The 16,803-nt window shown below is 56.5% G+C and carries 17 protein-coding genes; 5 read left to right on the forward strand and 12 right to left on the reverse strand.

Translation table 11 applies throughout. From position 1 onward, the window contains the following. Positions 1 to 72 precede the first annotated feature (72 nt). Entirely contained in the window at positions 73 to 651 is a 579-nt protein-coding gene (locus tag PHA01_RS22850; RefSeq protein ID WP_271898627.1) for a TetR/AcrR family transcriptional regulator, read from the forward strand. On the opposite strand, the gene tgt is transcribed toward PHA01_RS22850, so the two are convergent. The 5 genes from tgt to coaD are packed head-to-tail and all read right to left on the reverse strand — an operon-like array spanning position 652 to position 4,516. Further along, complete coding sequence (gene tgt, locus PHA01_RS22855) at positions 652 to 1,785, reverse strand: tRNA guanosine(34) transglycosylase Tgt (RefSeq protein ID WP_271898628.1); 1,134 nt, start codon at positions 1,783 to 1,785, stop codon at positions 652 to 654. Beyond that, positions 1,782 to 2,861 carry a tRNA preQ1(34) S-adenosylmethionine ribosyltransferase-isomerase QueA gene (gene queA, locus PHA01_RS22860; RefSeq protein WP_271898629.1) on the reverse strand — a complete coding sequence of 360 codons (1,080 nt, stop codon included), beginning with the start codon at positions 2,859 to 2,861 and terminating at the stop codon, positions 1,782 to 1,784. Before queA ends, tgt begins: the two co-directional genes overlap by 4 nt. A 16-nt stretch (positions 2,862 to 2,877) precedes the next feature. Continuing rightward, positions 2,878 to 3,387: a peptidylprolyl isomerase gene (locus PHA01_RS22865; RefSeq protein WP_271898630.1), complete on the reverse strand. Its 510-nt coding sequence runs from the start codon at positions 3,385 to 3,387 to the stop codon at positions 2,878 to 2,880. Positions 3,388 to 3,422: 35 nt separating this feature from the next. After that, the gene (locus PHA01_RS22870) at positions 3,423 to 4,007 is read right to left on the reverse strand and encodes a peptidylprolyl isomerase (RefSeq protein WP_271898631.1); all 585 of its coding nucleotides are present in this window, start codon (positions 4,005 to 4,007) and stop codon (positions 3,423 to 3,425) included. Between the two features lie 14 nt (positions 4,008 to 4,021). Beyond that, the gene (gene coaD / locus PHA01_RS22875) at positions 4,022 to 4,516 is read right to left on the reverse strand and encodes a pantetheine-phosphate adenylyltransferase (RefSeq protein WP_114429407.1); all 495 of its coding nucleotides are present in this window, start codon (positions 4,514 to 4,516) and stop codon (positions 4,022 to 4,024) included. A gap of 186 nt (positions 4,517 to 4,702) precedes the next feature. Between coaD and PHA01_RS22880 the strand changes: the two genes are divergently transcribed. Beyond that, positions 4,703 to 4,843, forward strand: coding sequence for a hypothetical protein (locus PHA01_RS22880; protein WP_271898632.1), 141 nt, complete (start codon positions 4,703 to 4,705; stop codon positions 4,841 to 4,843). Positions 4,844 to 4,859: 16 nt separating this feature from the next. On the opposite strand, the gene gyrA is transcribed toward PHA01_RS22880, so the two are convergent. Further along, positions 4,860 to 7,577 carry a DNA gyrase subunit A gene (gene gyrA, locus PHA01_RS22885; protein ID WP_417021019.1) on the reverse strand — a complete coding sequence of 906 codons (2,718 nt, stop codon included), beginning with the start codon at positions 7,575 to 7,577 and terminating at the stop codon, positions 4,860 to 4,862. 340 nt (positions 7,578 to 7,917) lie between these two features. On the opposite strand from gyrA, the gene PHA01_RS22890 reads away from it, so the two are divergent. After that, entirely contained in the window at positions 7,918 to 8,547 is a 630-nt protein-coding gene (locus tag PHA01_RS22890; RefSeq protein WP_210004217.1) for a MarC family protein, read from the forward strand. A gap of 3 nt (positions 8,548 to 8,550) precedes the next feature. Here the strand turns inward: PHA01_RS22890 and PHA01_RS22895 are convergent, their stop codons facing one another. The 3 genes from PHA01_RS22895 to PHA01_RS22905 all read right to left on the reverse strand — a co-directional run bounded on the left by PHA01_RS22895 (position 8,551) and on the right by PHA01_RS22905 (position 11,256). After that, positions 8,551 to 9,003: a hypothetical protein gene (locus PHA01_RS22895; RefSeq protein ID WP_271898634.1), complete on the reverse strand. Its 453-nt coding sequence runs from the start codon at positions 9,001 to 9,003 to the stop codon at positions 8,551 to 8,553. Continuing rightward, entirely contained in the window at positions 8,978 to 10,279 is a 1,302-nt protein-coding gene (locus PHA01_RS22900) for an NAD(P)/FAD-dependent oxidoreductase (RefSeq protein ID WP_271898635.1), read from the reverse strand. The genes PHA01_RS22895 and PHA01_RS22900 overlap by 26 nt, the downstream gene beginning before the upstream one ends. Before the next feature lie 83 nt (positions 10,280 to 10,362). After that, positions 10,363 to 11,256 (reverse strand): AraC family transcriptional regulator, encoded by an 894-nt coding sequence (locus tag PHA01_RS22905; RefSeq protein WP_271898636.1) that lies wholly within the window; start codon positions 11,254 to 11,256, stop codon positions 10,363 to 10,365. Positions 11,257 to 11,294: 38 nt separating this feature from the next. Here PHA01_RS22905 and PHA01_RS22910 point away from each other — a divergent pair, with 38 nt between their 5' ends. Further along, a complete protein-coding gene (locus tag PHA01_RS22910) occupies positions 11,295 to 11,702 on the forward strand; it encodes a DUF2000 family protein (protein WP_271898637.1) in 408 nt (135 codons plus the stop codon). 9 nt (positions 11,703 to 11,711) lie between these two features. On the opposite strand, the gene PHA01_RS22915 is transcribed toward PHA01_RS22910, so the two are convergent. The 3 genes from PHA01_RS22915 to PHA01_RS22925 all read right to left on the reverse strand — a co-directional run bounded on the left by PHA01_RS22915 (position 11,712) and on the right by PHA01_RS22925 (position 13,435). Then, positions 11,712 to 12,344: a Vat family streptogramin A O-acetyltransferase gene (locus PHA01_RS22915; RefSeq protein WP_271898638.1), complete on the reverse strand. Its 633-nt coding sequence runs from the start codon at positions 12,342 to 12,344 to the stop codon at positions 11,712 to 11,714. Positions 12,345 to 12,427: 83 nt separating this feature from the next. Then, entirely contained in the window at positions 12,428 to 12,871 is a 444-nt protein-coding gene (locus tag PHA01_RS22920; protein ID WP_271898663.1) for a YqaA family protein, read from the reverse strand. A 48-nt stretch (positions 12,872 to 12,919) separates the two neighbouring features. Beyond that, complete coding sequence (locus PHA01_RS22925) at positions 12,920 to 13,435, reverse strand: single-stranded DNA-binding protein (RefSeq protein WP_224512674.1); 516 nt, start codon at positions 13,433 to 13,435, stop codon at positions 12,920 to 12,922. A gap of 441 nt (positions 13,436 to 13,876) precedes the next feature. Between PHA01_RS22925 and uvrA the strand changes: the two genes are divergently transcribed. Then, positions 13,877 to 16,798 carry an excinuclease ABC subunit UvrA gene (gene uvrA / locus PHA01_RS22930; RefSeq protein ID WP_271898639.1) on the forward strand — a complete coding sequence of 974 codons (2,922 nt, stop codon included), beginning with the start codon at positions 13,877 to 13,879 and terminating at the stop codon, positions 16,796 to 16,798. Positions 16,799 to 16,803 lie beyond the last annotated feature (5 nt).

A 16,803-nucleotide genomic window follows, 5' to 3' on the forward strand; every position in this document is an offset into this window, starting at 1 on the left:
GCGCAATGTACTGTACCGTCTGGACGGTAATGTCAATACGGGCGCTGAATGCCCTACATCGAAAGCGTTGGAATGACGAGTGATACCCTCTCTACAAAAGACAAGATCCTGCAAGCGGCAGCCGAAATCGCCAAGGAAGTCGGGCCTGTGCATCTCTCACTTGATGCCGTGGCGCGACGAGCGGGTCTTTCAAAAGGGGGATTGCTTTATACGTTTCCGACCAAGGCCAAATTGCTCGAGGCACTCGTTGAACAGCACGTTTCGGAATTTGACGAATCACTGCGCAAGGAAGAGGCTGCCCGAAATCATGGCCCTAACAGCGTCGTTCTAGCATGTATCGCCGTCTATCGGGCAGAGTTTCTTTGCAACGAACCAGAGCCTTCCGGGATTCTTGCCGCCATCGCCAACGATCCGGGATTCCTTGAGCCAATCCGGCGATACAACAAGCAGCTTCTGCAGCGTATGCGCGAGAACGCAGAAGATCCCACGCTTGCAATGATGGTCTTTTTGACGATCGAGGGGCTACGCAGTCTCAAACTGTTCGAGATGGGTCTGCTCAGCAAGGACGAACAGATCGCCGCAATCGACCGATTGAGGAACCTCTTCGAACCGGCCGATGCTCAAACGGCAGACGTGCCCGTTACCGCCTGATCACGCAAATAGGGGTATATCGCCCCGCGCCCACGCGACTTGAGTTTCTTCTGTGAAATGATTGAAATTGCTTGATTCTATAGCATCACGAATACCCTGCATCAATTGCTGGTAGTAGGAAAGATTGTTCCACGTCAGCAGCATGGCGCCAAGCGCTTCCCCTGATTTGACCAGGTGATGCAAATAGGCGCGGCTGTAGTCGCGCGCCGCCGGACAGGGCGATTCCTCGTCTAGGGGACGCGGGTCATCTGCATGTCGCGCATTGCGAAGATTGACCTTGCCGCGCCTGGTAAAGGCGAGGCCGTGTCGCCCTGCCCGCGTCGGCATCACACAATCGAACATATCGATGCCGCGCGCCACCGATTTCAGGATATCGTCGGGCGTGCCAACGCCCATGAGATACCGCGGCTTGTCATCCGGAAGTTCCGGACAGGTAATGTCGAGCATTTCCAGCATGACGTCTTGCGGCTCGCCAACCGCCAGTCCGCCCACGGCATAGCCTTTCAGATCCATACCCTTCAGCGCCTGCGCAGAGCGAATACGCAGATCGGCGACATCACCGCCCTGAACGATGCCGAACATGGCTTTGCCGGGCTGGTTGCCGAAGGCGATCTTGCAGCGTTCCGCCCAGCGCAGCGACAGTTCCATAGCCCGCTGGATGTCTTTCGGCGTCGATGGCAAAGCCACGCATTCGTCGAGCTGCATCTGGATATCCGAATCCAGCAACCCCTGGATCTCGATCGAGCGTTCCGGCGTCATCTCATACGCGCGGCCGTCGATATGCGAGCGAAACGTCACGCCGCTTTCAGTCAGCTTGCGCAATTGTGCCAGCGACATGACCTGAAATCCGCCAGAATCCGTCAGGATTGGCGGCCGCCAGCGCGCAAACTCGTGCAATCCACCAAGTTTTGCAACGCGCTCGGCGCCCGGCCTCAGCATCAGATGATAGGTATTACCGAGGATGATATCGGCACCAAGGTCACGCACCTGGTCCATATACATGGCCTTGACTGTTCCGCCGGTGCCAACCGGCATGAAGGCCGGTGTACGCACAGTCCCGCGCGGCATTGTAATTTCGCCGCGGCGCGCCTTGCCATCGGTGGCAATCAGTTTGAATTCGAAATTTTCACTCATGATGCGGATCGCCATAACAGGCTTGCATCGCCATAGGAATAGAAGCGGTAGTTATTCTTGATGGCATATTCATAGGCTGAATGCATCCGCTCGAAACCGCTGAAGGCCGACACCAGCATGAACAGTGTCGAGCGCGGCAGATGAAAATTCGTCATCAACATGTCGACTGCACGAAACTTGTAACCTGGGGTAATGAAAATATCCGTCGGGCCCGACCATGGCTTGATAGTGCCGTCTTCGCCCGTTGCACTTTCAAGCAAACGCAGCGATGTCGTTCCGACGGAAACGATCCTCCCGCCTCGTGCCTTGACGGCGTTAAGCGCGTCTGCCGTGCGTTGATCGACCGTCCCGATCTCCGCGTGCATCTTGTGATCGGCGGTATCGTCGGCCTTGACGGGGAGAAATGTGCCCGCGCCAACGTGCAGCGTAACGAAATGCTCTTCGATCCCGCGCTTCTTCAGATCATCCAGCAGTTCAGGTGTGAAATGCAGCCCCGCAGTCGGCGCAGCAACGGCACCTTCTTCCCGGGCATAAACGGTCTGATAGTCCTCGACGTCACGAAGATCATCGGCACGTTTTGAAGCAATATAGGGTGGCAGCGGAATATGCCCAACCGCGGCAATGGCCTGATCGAGATCGGCACCGCTGAAATCAAAAACCAGCAGTGCCTCACCAGCTTCGCCCTTTTCGGCGACAGTCGCCTGCAAAGACCCAAGCAGGCAGGCATTGTTGCCATGGCCAAAGTCGATCCGCTCACCCTCCTTGATGCGTTTTGCCGGGCGCAGGAAGGCCTTCCAGCGGTCAGGTCCGGTCCGCATGTGCAACGTCGCACCGATTTGCGCTTTCGCACCGTCGCGCTCGCGAAAGCCTTCAAGTTGTGCCGGGATCACTTTGGTATCGTTGAATACCAGCGCGTCACCCGCCTTCAGAAAATCACCGAGCTTGTGGACATTACTGTCCTGAAACTCAGAACCGTCCGCCCGCACAAGCAAAAGCCGCGCTGAATCGCGCGGCTCTGCTGGTCTCAATGCGATGCTCTCCTCGGGCAGATCGAAATCGAAAAGATCAACACGCATAATGCATCATATTGTCTTATTCGGCGTCTGCGGCAACGCGCATGGAAACGATAGAATCCGGATCCTGCACCGGCTCGCCGCGCTTGATCTTGTCGACATTGTCCATGCCTTCGATGACCTGGCCCCACACCGTGTACTGACGGTTGAGGAACGCTGCATCATCAAAGCAGATGAAGAACTGCGAATTGGCAGAATTCGGGCTTTGCGAACGAGCCATCGAGCAAGCGCCGCGGCCATGGTTGGCATTGGAGAATTCAGCTTTGAGGTCGGGCTTGTCCGAGCCACCCATGCCGGCACGGCCCGGGTTGAAGGAACTTCCGCCCTGCTTGCCGAATTTGACATCGCCAGTTTGGGCCATAAAGCCATCGATTACGCGATGAAAGACGACGCCATCATAGGCGCCTTCCCGTGCGAGTTCCTTGATACGCTCGACATGTCCGGGCGCGAGGTCCGGATAAAGTTCGATAATGACATCGCCCTTCGTGGTTTTGAGAAGGATCGTGTTTTCTGGATCTTTGTAAGCCATATCCGGCAATCTCCTGATTTTATTGAATTGCGTGATTATTTGCCCGCACCAACGGTGACCTTGAGCATCTTGTCCGGGTTGTCGACAGCGCCATTGTCTGCCTCAGAGCCCTTCTTGATCTTGTCTACGATATCCATGCCGCTCGTGACCTTGCCAACGACTGTATATTGGCCATCCAGCGACGGGTACTCTTTGAACATGATGAAAAATTGCGAATTTGCAGAATTTGGACTTTGGGCACGTGCCATGCCAACTGTTCCGCGCACGAAAGGTTCCTTCGAGAACTCAGCAGGCAGATCGGGCCGTGTCGAACCGCCAGTGCCTGCAGCCTGTGGGTTGAAGCCTTTTTCCGTATTGCCGTACTGGACGTCGCCTGTCTGTGCCATGAAGCCTGGAATGACCCGGTGGAACACGACATTATTATAGGCGCCTTCCTTGGCGAGCGCCTTGATCTGCTCGACATGTTTCGGCGCGAGATCGGGAAGCAGCTCGATCTTGACGTCGCCATCCTTGAGCTTGATCGTCATCGTGTTCGCATCATCGGCAAGAGCCGGGTTCAGCGTTGCAAACGACAGGGACGAGACGGCAGCAACGAGCAATGCTGTGCGAAATACGGACATGGAAAACTCCGGGGTCAGGATTTGAATTTTGTCTTGAGCGCGTCGGCAACAAGAGCGGGAACAAAATGCCGGACGTCGCCGCCCATGGCTGCAATCTGGCGAACCAATGTGGCAGTAATGGTGCGAACCGCCGGATCGGCGGGCAGGAATACCGTTTGCAGCTCGGGCGCCATCTTGCCGTTCATGCCGGCCATCTGCATCTCATAGTCGAGATCGGTACCATCACGCAAACCGCGAACCATCAAGGACGCACCATATTTGCGCGCAGCGTCGATCAGCAAACCATCGAATGCGATAACGTCGATCCGCTCGCCATCCTTGCCGAAAACATCAGTCGCAACACGCTTGATCAGATCGACGCGTTCTTCGAACGAAAACAGCGGGGCTTTGCCCGGGTGAACACCGATCGCCACGAAAACCTTGTCCGCAAGCCGGAGCGAGCCCTGCAGGACATCCATATGGCCGTTGGTAATAGGATCGAATGATCCCGCATAGATCGCGATTGTCATGCCGCTTCCTAGCCTTTTTGTCTGGCGCTTTCAATGGCCAGAAATCGGCTACATGAACGGCAGATGAACGGACTCATCAGCAAGCATTCAGACAGCCTCAACTATGTGTGAAATAATCAGATGAAACCATTTCGAAGTTAGCACGTTGCTAACCATGGAAGACAGCAAGATCGAAGGGACAACTGCATGTTTATTCTTCTAAGCATTGCTATGATGATTTCCATGATGGTTTCAGCATTGATCATGATTATCGAAGAGAACAAAAAACGGGAAGCCCCGGTTAAGACTTCCCGTTTTGGTGTCTATCATCCCCGTCGCGATCACTGATCGCAAACAAACAGCTCTAGATTTCTTCAGAGCCGTCTGTTGTGTCCGGTGCTACGACTTCACCTTCAAGTACGGTTTCAGCCTCGATTTCATCGGTTTCGGTTTCCGAAATCCGCTCTACCGAAACGACCTTCTCGCCATCGGCTGTATTGAAGATCGTGACGCCCTTCGTTGAGCGCCCGGCAATACGGATGCCGTTGACCGGTACGCGGATCAGCTGTCCGCCATCGGAGACAAGCAGGATCTGATCCGAAGCCTCTACCGGGAACAAGGACACGAGCTTGCCAATCTCATCGGTCTTCGATGTATCAGTCGCGCGAATACCCTTGCCACCCCGTCCAGAGACGCGGAATTCATAGGACGACGAGCGTTTGCCATATCCGTATTCGCTGACGGTAAGAACAGTCTGCTCGCGATCACGCAGTTCGGAATAACGTTCTGGCGACAGGTCCGCCACATCCGTCGCTTCCTCGCCAACGAGTGCCACCTCTTCCGTGTCGTCCGCACCCTGCGCGCGTCGATCAGCAGCAGCCTGCTTCAGATAGGCCGAGCGTTCGGCAGGACTTGCCTCGACGTGTCCAAGGATAGCCATTGAAATGATTTTATCGCCTGGAGCCAGCGAAATACCGCGAACGCCGATTGAGTTGCGACCGACGAAGACACGCACATCGGTTACCGGGAAGCGGATGCACTGACCACCGGCGGCAGTCAGCAACACATCATCGAATTCGTCACACGTATCGACGCTGAGGATTTCGTCGCCCTCGTCCTCCAGTTTCATCGCAATCTTGCCATTGCGATTGACCTGAACGAAGTCCGACAGTTTGTTGCGGCGTACCGTTCCGCGTGTCGTCGCAAACATCACGTCGAGATTGGCCCAGCTTACCTCGTCCTCCGGCAGCGGCATGATCGTGGTAATGCGTTCGCCCTGTTCGAGCGGCAGCATGTTGATCAAGGCCTTGCCGCGCGATTGCGGCGTGCCGATCGGCAGGCGCCAGACCTTTTCCTTGTAGACGATACCGCGCGAAGAGAAGAACAGCATCGGCGTATGCGTGTTGGCGACGAAGAGCCGTGTGACGAAATCCTCGTCCTTCATCGAAACGCCCGAACGGCCCTTGCCGCCGCGGCGCTGTGCGCGATAGGTCGCCAGCGGAACACGCTTGATATAGCCGGCATGGCTGACCGTCACGACCATGTCTTCACGGGCGATGAGGTCTTCATCGTCCATGTCGGCGCCGCCATCGGTCAATACCGAGCGGCGCGGTGTGCCGAATTCATCGCGAATGGCAATGAGTTCGTCCTTGACGATGCCCATGATCCGCAGACGCGATGCCAGGATCTCAAGGTAGTCGGCAATTTCAACACCGATCTTATTGAGCTCATCGGCGATTTCATCGCGTCCGAGTGCTGTCAGGCGCTGCAGGCGCAGATCGAGAATGGCCCGCGCCTGCTCTTCCGACAAATTATAGGTGTTGTCGTCGTTGAGCTTATGACGCGGATCCGCAATCAACTGGATCAACGGCGCAACATCACTCGCAGGCCACCGGCGTTCCATCAACTGGTCACGCGCTGTCTGCGGATCCGGTGCCCGGCGGATCAGTGCAATGATCTCGTCGATGTTAGCGACGGCAATCGCAAGACCAACCAATACATGGGCGCGGTCACGTGCCTTGCGCAGCAGGAACTTGGTCCGGCGGCTGACGACTTCCTCGCGGAAGCTGACGAAAGCCCGCAGAATGTCGAGAAGGTTGAGAAGCCCTGGCTTGCCACCATTGAGCGCAACCATGTTGGCGCCAAAAGACGACTGCAGTGGCGTGAAGCGGTAAAGCTGGTTGATGATGACATCGGTAACCGCATCGCGCTTCAGTTCGACCACAACACGATAGCCGTCACGATCGGATTCATCGCGAATGTCGGAAATGCCTTCAATGCGCTTTTCACGCACCAGATCGGCCATCTTCTCGATCATCGTCGCCTTGTTGACCTGATAAGGCACCTCGGTGATGATAATGGCCTCGCGATCACCGCGCATGCTCTCGACGGCGACCTTGCCGCGCATCAGGATCGAGCCGCGGCCCGTGCTGTAAGCCGAGTAAATACCGGAACGGCCGAGGATCAGGCCGCCGGTCGGAAAATCCGGACCTGGAATGTGTTCCATCATTTCCGGCAGTTCGATCGCCGGATTGTCGATCAGCGCAATACAGCCGTTGATGACCTCGGCTAGATTGTGCGGAGGCACGTTCGTCGCCATGCCGACGGCAATGCCGCCCGAACCATTGACGAGAAGATTGGGGAAACGCGCCGGCAGAACGGTCGGTTCCTGCTCGCGGCCATCGTAATTGTCCTGGAAATCGACAGTTTCCTTGTCGATATCGGAGAGCAGCGACTCCGTGACCTTCTCCAGCCGGCACTCCGTGTACCGCATCGCTGCGGGGGAATCGCCATCGATCGACCCGAAATTGCCCTGGCCGTCGACCAAAGGATCACGCAGCGACCAGTCCTGCGCCATGCGGACGAGTGCATCATAGATCGAGGCGTCGCCATGCGGATGGTATTTACCCATCACTTCACCGACGACACCTGCCGACTTGCGATAGGACCGGTTCCACGACAGACCCATTTCGTTCATCGCATGCAATATGCGTCGATGCACGGGCTTCAGGCCGTCGCGCACGTCGGGCAGCGCACGGCTAACGATCACGCTCATCGCGTAGTCGAGATAGGAGCGCTGCATTTCCTCGATGATGGAAATCGGCTCTATCCCGAAGGACGGTCCGGATTTATCGTCTTCGGAGCCAGGAGGTGGAGTTAAATCAGACACGAGGCACTCATCTTTCGGATAGAATCAATCTTTGATCTTATAGAGGCTTTTCAAGCCAAAAGCTAATAAACGGCGCGTTAATACACAGCTGAAAACCCTTTGAAATCAATGGGATAAAATGGCATTTCTCATGCGGTGAAAAACTTCTGGGCTGAATTGCATGTTTCTCGACGTTGGACAGCGAATCCGGTAGGTTGAATCAGCTATAACAGCTGGGTTGGTGCAGCTTTAAACAGAAAAGAAAAGCAAAATCGTGGCGTACTCAGACACCATCCTCAATGCCTTTGTGACGCTCATGGTAACGATCGATCCGCCCGGTCTCGCACCACTGTTTCTGGCCCTGACGACGGGCATGAACCGGGCGGAACGCAGTCAGGTTGCCCTCCGGTCCAGCCTGACGGCATTTATCGTTCTCACCGTTTTTGCAATTGCCGGTGCACAGATACTTGCCCTCTTCGGCATTACGCTCGGCGCTTTCCGCATTGCGGGTGGTCTGCTTCTCTTCTGGATAGCCTTCGAGATGATCTTTGAGCGGCGTAACGAGCGCAAGGAGAGAAGTGCGGAGGTTGCGATTACAAAGGATCACATCCGTAACATTGCCGCCTTTCCTTTGGCGATACCGTTGATTGCCGGTCCAGGCGCGATTTCTGCAACCATTCTTCTGGCTGGAACCCTTTCGAGCGCCACATCGCGACTGGCGTTGATCGGCATAATCCTCATCTGCATAGCCTCTTGCTATGCTGTGTTTTTCCTTGCCGAACGTATCGACGGCTTTCTTGGCGAAACAGGCCGTTCGATATTAACCAGACTGCTCGGCGTAATTCTCGCCGCCCTCGCCGTCCAGTTCGTAGCGGACGGTATCCGGACCCTCGTCAACAGCTGACAGTCAGTAACCCGGGCTTATGCGGACATCGACGCCATCGCTAAAAACGACCGTCAGGGGCTTGCCTGCGATGATCTCACCAAGTTCGGGCGCAATCGCCAGTGGGATTGCCTTGTTGACGGTTTCAAGGGCCGAAGACACAAACGCTTCCTTGACGACCCGGTCGCCGCCCGGTGTTCTGAAAGTGACGCGCGGCTGTGCGATGACCGAACCATCCCGCCGCAATGCAAAGCGCAATGTTACGCCCATATCTTCGGCGCCGCTTGGCCGGTCCCAGCAGGCAAGAAGCGCCGAGCCGATTTCTCTCGTGGAATATATGGGCTCGCTTTTGCCGCAAGTCTGCTCGGATGCCAAAACAGGCACCAGACCGGGAAATGTGAGAGCCATGGCTGCTATGAAGCCCCCCCAGATCGAACGCATGACAAACAATTCAGCGCGTCTCTGCTTCGGTTCCATCCGTGGCATCCCTTTGCGTGATCAATCGTGCGCTGCGAACCCCGCTGACGGAAATCCACAGCCAGCTCAATGCCACGGCCAACCGGTTGCGTACGCCGATGAGAAAATAGATATGTGCCAAGCCCCAGAGCCACCAGGCGAGATAGCCCTTCAGTTTGATCCAGCCGAAATCGGTAACCGCCGCACGCTTGCCGATCGTCGCAAGATCGCCCGCATGGCGATAAACAAACGGCCGCGGCGTCTGATCACCGCCGAGCCTTGCCTTGATGGTTTCAGCAATGTGCTTACCTTGCTGTTTCGCTGCGGGCGCGATCCCCGGCACAGTCCCCTTGCCGCCATTCGGAACGGTCGCCGTATCGCCGATCACGAATATTTCGGGATGGTCCGGCGCGGTCAAATCGGGATTGACGACAACACGTCCGGCTCGGTCGGATGGCGCGTTCAGCCATTTGGCAGCTGGAGACGCCTGCACGCCGGCTGCCCAGATGATAGTCCTGGCACGCAGCGACTGGCCGCCGAATTCAACGCCGTCAGCATGACATGCTGTAACCGGATGGCCGAGATGAACCGTCACGCCCAGCTTTTCCAGTGCTCGCTTCGCATAAGCCGACATATCTTCGCTAAACGCAGGCAGCACGCGGGGGCCACCCTCGATCAGCACCACTTGTGCCTCTGCGGGGTCTATCACTCTGAAATCGCCCTTCAACGTATCACGCGCGAGATCGGCTATTGTTCCGGCGATCTCGACACCTGTGGGCCCACCGCCAATGATCACCAGGGTCAGATATTCCATGCGCTTGGCAGGATCCGGTTCGCGCTCGGCCTTTTCAAACGCTGTAAGAATGCGTCGGCGGATCATCGTGGCGTCTTCGAGCGTCTTCAGACCAGGCGCATAAGGCTCCCAATCATCGTGACCGAAATAGGCGTGGCGAGCGCCGGTCGCCAGCACCAGTGTATCGTAGGGAATTGTCTCACCGTCCGCGGTTGAAACAGTCCGGGCAGCCGTATCGACACTTTCAACAGTGCCGAGCAAGGTCTTGACGTTCTTGTACTTCCGCACGAGGTGCCTGATCGGCCAGGCAATTTCCGAAGTGGCCAATGTCGATGTTGCGACCTGATACAGGAGCGGCTGGAACAGATGGTGGTTACGCTGGTCGATAATTGTAATGTCGATATCGACATTACGGAGATTATAGACAGCCTCCAGGCCACCGAAACCTCCGCCGACGACGACAAGGCGGTGTTTGCTGTGGGATCGCGTCTGGATTTCAGTCATGATGAGGCTCCGATGCACAGAGGTCTTGGCCCTAAGCCTGTCTAACAGACCAATTGCCATGCGACAATTGCACGAAATACCGATCAGGGATGAGTTATCGAGAGGTCTCTGAGAGGTTCGACGCCGATCAGTGCGGCCCAACGGCCGGGTGTCATGCCGAACGCTTTCTTGAACTGCCGGTTGAGATGGCTTTGGTCGTTGAATCCTGTTTCCACCGCAATCCCGGCAAGCGGTTCGCCGGTCTTGATCATCTCTCGGGCCCGTTGCAGGCGCCGCATCAACAAGAAGCGATGGGGGCTCGTTGCGTAGAGCGTACGGAAGTGCCGGGATAAAGCGTAGCGATCAAGGCCGCTTACCGCTTCAAGCTCGTCCGATCGTACAAGACGCAGGGCGTACTCTTCGAGATAATCGCGTGCCAATTCTGTTTGCCGGATCGCCGGCGCACTCAGCGGTCTGACATGCTGTCTTGCATGCCGCGCCAAGCCGAGGGTCAGCTGTGAAACGACATCGTCGACCAGTAGTTCATCCAGTTCCTCATCGAGATTGCCGAGAGCTGCTGCCAGGGCACCCTGTAGCGCCGGATCAGCGATGACAGGATCGTTGACGAATGGCAGCGCGCCTTGGCGGTCGCCAAGCGATTGCAACGCCAGCGCCGGTTCCAGATAGAGCATGCGATAGCGCAGGCCATCATCGGTGCCAGCGGCGCCATCATGCATCTCGTCGGGATGGATCACGATGATATTGCCAGGCATGCTGTGGCGCCGTTCTCCGCGATACGAGAACGTCTGCACGCCGTGCAGCGTCACACCGATCGCATAGGTGTCGTGCCGGTGCAAATCATAGGCATCCCCGGCAAACCGCGCTTCGATGCGCTCAAGGCCCGGATTGGACGGCGCAGATGTAATTGCATCCTGCACGGGAAGTTTGCACAAACGTCCAAGACCTCGCGCGGCCTCTTCGCCTAAAACGTTTTGCATAAGTTCAACTCTTCCATGACTGACGGAGAATTATATCGATGTTCGATACCAAAATTGCAATCGTGTTGCGAAACGACATGGCCCCATGGCAGGCATTGAACGTGACGGCGTTTCTGACAAGCGGCATTGTTGCGCAATCGCCCGACGTGATCGGCGAGCCCTATCGTGACAAGGCCGGGAACACTTACAACCCGCTTTCCATCCAGCCTGTGATTGTGCTGGCTGCCGATCAGGCAACGATTTCAAATATTCACCGCCGTTCGCTCGAACGCGACATCAAAACCTGTCTCTATATCGAGGAGATGTTCTCGACTGGCCACGACGCGGCCAACCGCGCTGTCTTTGCACAATTCGCGCCGGAAGATGCGAAAGTCGTCGGCATCGCCATGCGAGCCGACAAGAAACTGGTCGACAAGATTACCAAGGGCGCCAGAATGCATCCTTGAGGGTTGTCATCACGTACAGACACTCAGTGCGTCGACGTCGGCAGAGACGATATGCTGCAGGTTACGGCTGATCTTTTCGATGGGCCAATCCCACCAGGCCAACGCCTCAAGCTTATTGACGACATCCGGCTCAAAACGACTCTTGATGGTCTTGGCCGGATTGCCGCCGACGATCGTATAGGGTGGGACGTCGGCAGTCACGACGGAACGCGATGAAATAATAGCGCCGTTGCCGATGCTGACGCCCGGCATGATCAAGGCTTCATAGCCAATCCAGACGTCACTACCGATGATGGTGTCGCCCTTGAATGGCAGGTCGCCGGGTTGCGGCATGACCTTTTCCCAGCCATTGCCGAATATCTGAAAGGGATAGGTGGATATGCCTGAAAGCTTGTGGTTGGCACCATTCATGATGAAGCGCGCACCCTTGGCCAAAGCGCAGAACTTTCCAATGATCAGTTTGTCTCCGATGAACGGAAAGCGATAAAGCACGTTTCTTTCAAAACCCTCAGAATCTTCCGGATCATCGTAGTACGTATAATCGCCAACGATAATGTTGGGACTAGTGATCGTGTTCTTGATAAAGCACACCTGAGGAAACCCCTGCATTGGATGCTTGTTTTCTGGGCTCGGTCCGTTCATGGGAACTCCGCAATCGGTGTGGAGGATTTGAGGCGGTCATTGTCACACAGGACATGGCGAAATCTTGACGCCACACTCGCCACTCATGTGAGCTGCCACCCCTCTGCCAGCATGAAAACGACCATATAACGCATGGTCTTTGCGATGGTTACGAGGACCAGGAAGCTTGGCAAGGGTTCCCGCAGGACACCGGCAACCACTGTCAGCGGATCGCCAATGATCGGGGCCCAGCTCAGCAAAAGTGTCCACCTGCCATAGCGATGATACCAGGAGGCGGCGCGGTCGAGTTGCGCGTGGCTGGCGGGAAACCATTTGCGGTCGCGAAACCTGTCTATGCCGCGGCCAAGCAGCCAGTTGACCACCGAGCCAAGCACGTTACCGATACTGGCCACAGCTATCAGCGCAGCCGGCGAATATGAATTGCTGAGGAGAAGTCCGGCAAGTGCCGCCTCCGACTGCATCGGAAGGACAGTCGCCGCAGCGAAGGCTATTGCGAATAGCCCAGCATAAACGCCCAGATCACTGATCATGACTGGGCGCTGTATCGTTCATTTGGGTCTTATTGGATCTGGATCTCAGAACGGGATTTCGTCGTCGAGATCGCGCGAGAAATTGCCGCCTGCACTCGACGAACTGCTCGACGATGCACTGGAACGGCCGAAATCCGAACCCTCATTGTCCGATACTTGCCCGCGACCCGAATTGTTATCGAACGAACGTCCACCGCCAGCATTTTCACCGCGTGAATCGAGCATTTGCAATTCACCACGGAACTTCTGCAGAACGACTTCTGTCGAATAGCGGTCGTTACCAGTCTGATCCTGCCATTTGCGAGTCTGCAGAGCACCTTCGAGATAGACCTTCATGCCCTTTTTCAGGTATTGCTCGGCAACCTTGGCAAGATTGTCATTGAAGATAACGACACTGTGCCATTCGGTCTTTTCCTTGCGCTCGCCGCTGTTCTTGTCGCGCCAGCTTTCCGACGTGGCGATGCGAAGGTTGACGACCGGATCGCCAGAACCGAGCCGCCGGATTTCCGGATCAGCGCCAAGATTTCCTACCAAAATGACCTTGTTGACACTGCCTGCCATGATCTGAACTCCGTAAATTCCGCTTTTAAAATTTTCGCCATCATACAGAAGCCGCATTCAAGACGGGGCAACTGATTACCGCTATCCACAATATACAGTCCCGGGTCGCGCTCGCATCGACCGCCACCAAAACCCTCCTGCCAGATTTGTCAGGAGACTTGCCGCGCTTCCAACGCAGCCACGGACCGCAACGCACCTGGTTTTTTACAGCCAACGCTTGAACAAGACTGCTTTCACACCCTGTCAGCACTGTGTCAGTAGAGCATCCACAGTTTGTTCTTTTTTTGTTCTATCACTTGCCCTAACAATGTCAACATGACTATGGTGATTCCAATAGGGTTTGACCTCGTAAAGCGGAGAAGACTTTCTAAATATAGGAAAGCCGCTCGCTGAGGGCCATAACTCCTTCCAAATAGCGCGCCCTCTCAAAGGCAAACACATATGAGCGATCAGAAGTACATTTCCATTCGCGGTGCCCGCGAACATAATTTGAAGAACATCGATCTTGATCTGCCGCGCGACAAGCTGATTGTCATGACCGGCCTTTCAGGTTCGGGCAAGTCGTCGCTCGCGTTCGATACGATCTATGCCGAAGGGCAGCGGCGTTATGTCGAAAGCCTGTCCGCCTATGCGCGGCAGTTTCTCGAGATGATGCAGAAGCCTGACGTTGACCAGATCGACGGCCTGTCGCCGGCGATTTCCATCGAGCAGAAGACAACCAGCCGCAACCCACGATCAACGGTAGGCACTGTCACCGAGATTTATGATTATCTGCGCCTGCTCTATGCGCGTGTTGGCATTCCTTATTCTCCCGCCACCGGTCTGCCGATCGAAAGCCAGACGGTCAGCCAGATGGTCGATCGTGTGCTGGCAATCGAAGAAGGCACGCGTCTTTTCATTCTCGCGCCGATTGTCCGCGGCCGGAAGGGCGAATACCGCAAGGAACTCGCCGACCTGCAGAAGCGCGGCTTCCAGCGCGTCAAGGTTGACGGCATTTTCTACGAGATCGCCGATGTTCCGGCGCTGGACAAAAAATACAAGCACGACATCGATGTCGTGGTGGATCGTATCGTCGTGCGCCCCGATATGTCCGCTCGTCTTGCCGACAGTCTTGAGACGAGTCTAAAACTTGCCGACGGCATCGCCGTTGCGGAGTTTGCTGACAAACCGCTTCCGGCCGACGAAACGGCCAGCGAATCCGCCAACAAATCCAAGAACGATACGCATGAGCGCGTGATGTTCTCGGAAAAGTTTGCCTGTCCGGTTTCGGGTTTCACCATTTCCGAGATCGAGCCGCGGCTGTTTTCGTTCAACAATCCCTTCGGCGCCTGCCCGACCTGCGATGGTCTGGGCACACAAAAGGCCATCGATCCGACGATGATCGTACCGGACGAAAGCCTGACATTGAAGAACGGCGCCATAGCGCCATGGTCGAAGTCAAGTTCGCCTTACTATAACCAGACGCTGGATGCCCTTGGTGCAGCCTACGGTTTCAAACTGGCTGATCGTTGGCGCGATCTGAGCGAGGAAGCCCAGAAAGCCATTCTTTACGGTACCGGCAGCCGCGAGGTTCAGTTCGCCTATGATGACGGCCTGCGTTCTTATCGCACCACCAAACCATTCGAAGGCGTCATTCCCAATCTGGAGCGCCGCTGGAAGGAGACGGACTCCGCCTGGTCACGCGAGGAGATAGAGCGTTTCATGTCGGGCACACCCTGCCCTGCTTGCAATGGCTATCGCCTCAAGCCCGAGGCTCTTGCGGTCAAGATCGGCGGCTTGCACATCGGTCAGGTCACCGAGAAATCCATTCGCCATGCGGATGCGTGGTTCAGTGACATCGACAAGACATTCAATGAAAAGCAGACGGAGATCGCCGCGCGTATCCTTAAGGAGATCCGCGAGCGCCTGCGCTTTCTCAACGATGTCGGGCTCGACTATCTGGCATTGTCGCGCAATTCTGGCACGCTGTCCGGTGGTGAAAGCCAGCGTATCCGCCTCGCCTCGCAGATCGGGTCGGGCCTGACTGGCGTGCTCTATGTGCTCGACGAGCCCTCCATCGGCCTGCATCAACGCGACAACGAACAGTTGCTCAAAACGCTCCGCCACCTGCGCGATCTCGGTAACACCGTCATCGTCGTCGAGCATGACGAAGATGCGATCCTCACTGCCGATTATGTCGTCGATATCGGCCCGGCTGCGGGCATCCATGGCGGTGAGATCATTGCGCAAGGCACGCCTGCCGATATCATGGCCAGCCCCAAATCCCTGACGGGCAAGTATTTGTCCGGTGAGATCGAAGTTGCGGTGCCTTCCGAGCGGCGCAAGATCAACAAGAAGCGCATCAAGATCGTCGGCGCGCGCGGCAACAATCTGAAGAACGTCTCGGCTGAAATTCCGCTCGGCACGTTCACTGCCGTTACCGGCGTTTCCGGCGGCGGCAAATCGACATTCCTGATCGAGACGCTGTTCAAGGCCGCCTCGCGCCGCATCATGGGTTCGCGCGAACATCCGGCCGATCATGACCGCATCGACGGGCTGGAATTCCTCGACAAGGTCATCGATATCGACCAGTCGCCGATCGGTCGCACGCCGCGCTCCAATCCTGCCACCTATACGGGAGCGTTTACGCCGATCCGCGACTGGTTTGCCGGTCTTCCGGAATCAAAAGCGCGTGGCTACCAGCCCGGCCGCTTCTCGTTCAACGTCAAAGGCGGGCGCTGCGAAGCGTGCCAGGGCGATGGCGTGATCAAGATCGAGATGCACTTCCTGCCGGATGTCTATGTCACCTGCGATGTATGTCACGGCAAGCGCTACAATCGCGAGACGCTGGAGGTCCTGTTCAAAGGCAAGTCGATTGCCGACGTCCTCGACATGACCGTCGAGGAAGGTGCGGAGTTCTTCGCTGCCGTCCCTGCAGTGCGCGACAAGCTGCAGACGCTGGCCAAGGTCGGCCTCGGCTATATTCACGTCGGCCAGCAAGCCAATACCTTGTCCGGCGGCGAGGCCCAGCGCATCAAGCTTGCCAAGGAATTGTCGCGCAAGGCGACCGGCCGCACGCTCTATATTCTCGATGAACCCACCACTGGCCTGCATTTCCACGACGTGGCGAAGCTGCTCGAAGTGCTGCACGAACTTGTCGACCAGGGCAACACAGTCGTCGTGATCGAGCACAATCTTGAAGTCATCAAGACAGCCGACTGGGTCATCGACCTAGGACCACACGGCGGCGACGGCGGCGGTGAGATCGTGGCTGTCGGCCGGCCCGAGGATATTGTCGAGGCCGAACGCTCCTATACCGGCCAGTTCCTCAGGGAGCTCTTGCGACGACGCCCGGGGCACAAGGCACAAGCCGCGGCAGAATAATCTAT

Origin of the sequence: Candidatus Phyllobacterium onerii (genome assembly GCF_028331445.1) — a bacterium.
GTDB lineage: Bacteria > Pseudomonadota > Alphaproteobacteria > Rhizobiales > Rhizobiaceae > Phyllobacterium > Phyllobacterium onerii.

What these genes read in the sequence shown, in the direction of transcription:
- PHA01_RS22850 (WP_271898627.1), top strand. Translation starts at nt 73, where the DNA reads ATGACGAGTGATACCCTCTCTACAAAAGACAAGATCCTGCAAGCGGCA.
- tgt (WP_271898628.1), bottom strand. Translation starts at nt 1,785, where the DNA reads ATGAGTGAAAATTTCGAATTCAAACTGATTGCCACCGATGGCAAGGCG.
- queA (WP_271898629.1), bottom strand. Translation starts at nt 2,861, where the DNA reads ATGCGTGTTGATCTTTTCGATTTCGATCTGCCCGAGGAGAGCATCGCA.
- PHA01_RS22865 (WP_271898630.1), bottom strand. Translation starts at nt 3,387, where the DNA reads ATGGCTTACAAAGATCCAGAAAACACGATCCTTCTCAAAACCACGAAG.
- PHA01_RS22870 (WP_271898631.1), bottom strand. Translation starts at nt 4,007, where the DNA reads ATGTCCGTATTTCGCACAGCATTGCTCGTTGCTGCCGTCTCGTCCCTG.
- coaD (WP_114429407.1), bottom strand. Translation starts at nt 4,516, where the DNA reads ATGACAATCGCGATCTATGCGGGATCATTCGATCCTATTACCAACGGC.
- PHA01_RS22880 (WP_271898632.1), top strand. Translation starts at nt 4,703, where the DNA reads ATGTTTATTCTTCTAAGCATTGCTATGATGATTTCCATGATGGTTTCA.
- gyrA (WP_417021019.1), bottom strand. Translation starts at nt 7,577, where the DNA reads ATGCAGCGCTCCTATCTCGACTACGCGATGAGCGTGATCGTTAGCCGT.
- PHA01_RS22895 (WP_271898634.1), bottom strand. Translation starts at nt 9,003, where the DNA reads ATGGAACCGAAGCAGAGACGCGCTGAATTGTTTGTCATGCGTTCGATC.
- PHA01_RS22900 (WP_271898635.1), bottom strand. Translation starts at nt 10,279, where the DNA reads ATGACTGAAATCCAGACGCGATCCCACAGCAAACACCGCCTTGTCGTC.
- PHA01_RS22905 (WP_271898636.1), bottom strand. Translation starts at nt 11,256, where the DNA reads ATGCAAAACGTTTTAGGCGAAGAGGCCGCGCGAGGTCTTGGACGTTTG.
- PHA01_RS22910 (WP_271898637.1), top strand. Translation starts at nt 11,295, where the DNA reads ATGTTCGATACCAAAATTGCAATCGTGTTGCGAAACGACATGGCCCCA.
- PHA01_RS22915 (WP_271898638.1), bottom strand. Translation starts at nt 12,344, where the DNA reads ATGAACGGACCGAGCCCAGAAAACAAGCATCCAATGCAGGGGTTTCCT.
- PHA01_RS22925 (WP_224512674.1), bottom strand. Translation starts at nt 13,435, where the DNA reads ATGGCAGGCAGTGTCAACAAGGTCATTTTGGTAGGAAATCTTGGCGCT.
- uvrA (WP_271898639.1), top strand. Translation starts at nt 13,877, where the DNA reads ATGAGCGATCAGAAGTACATTTCCATTCGCGGTGCCCGCGAACATAAT.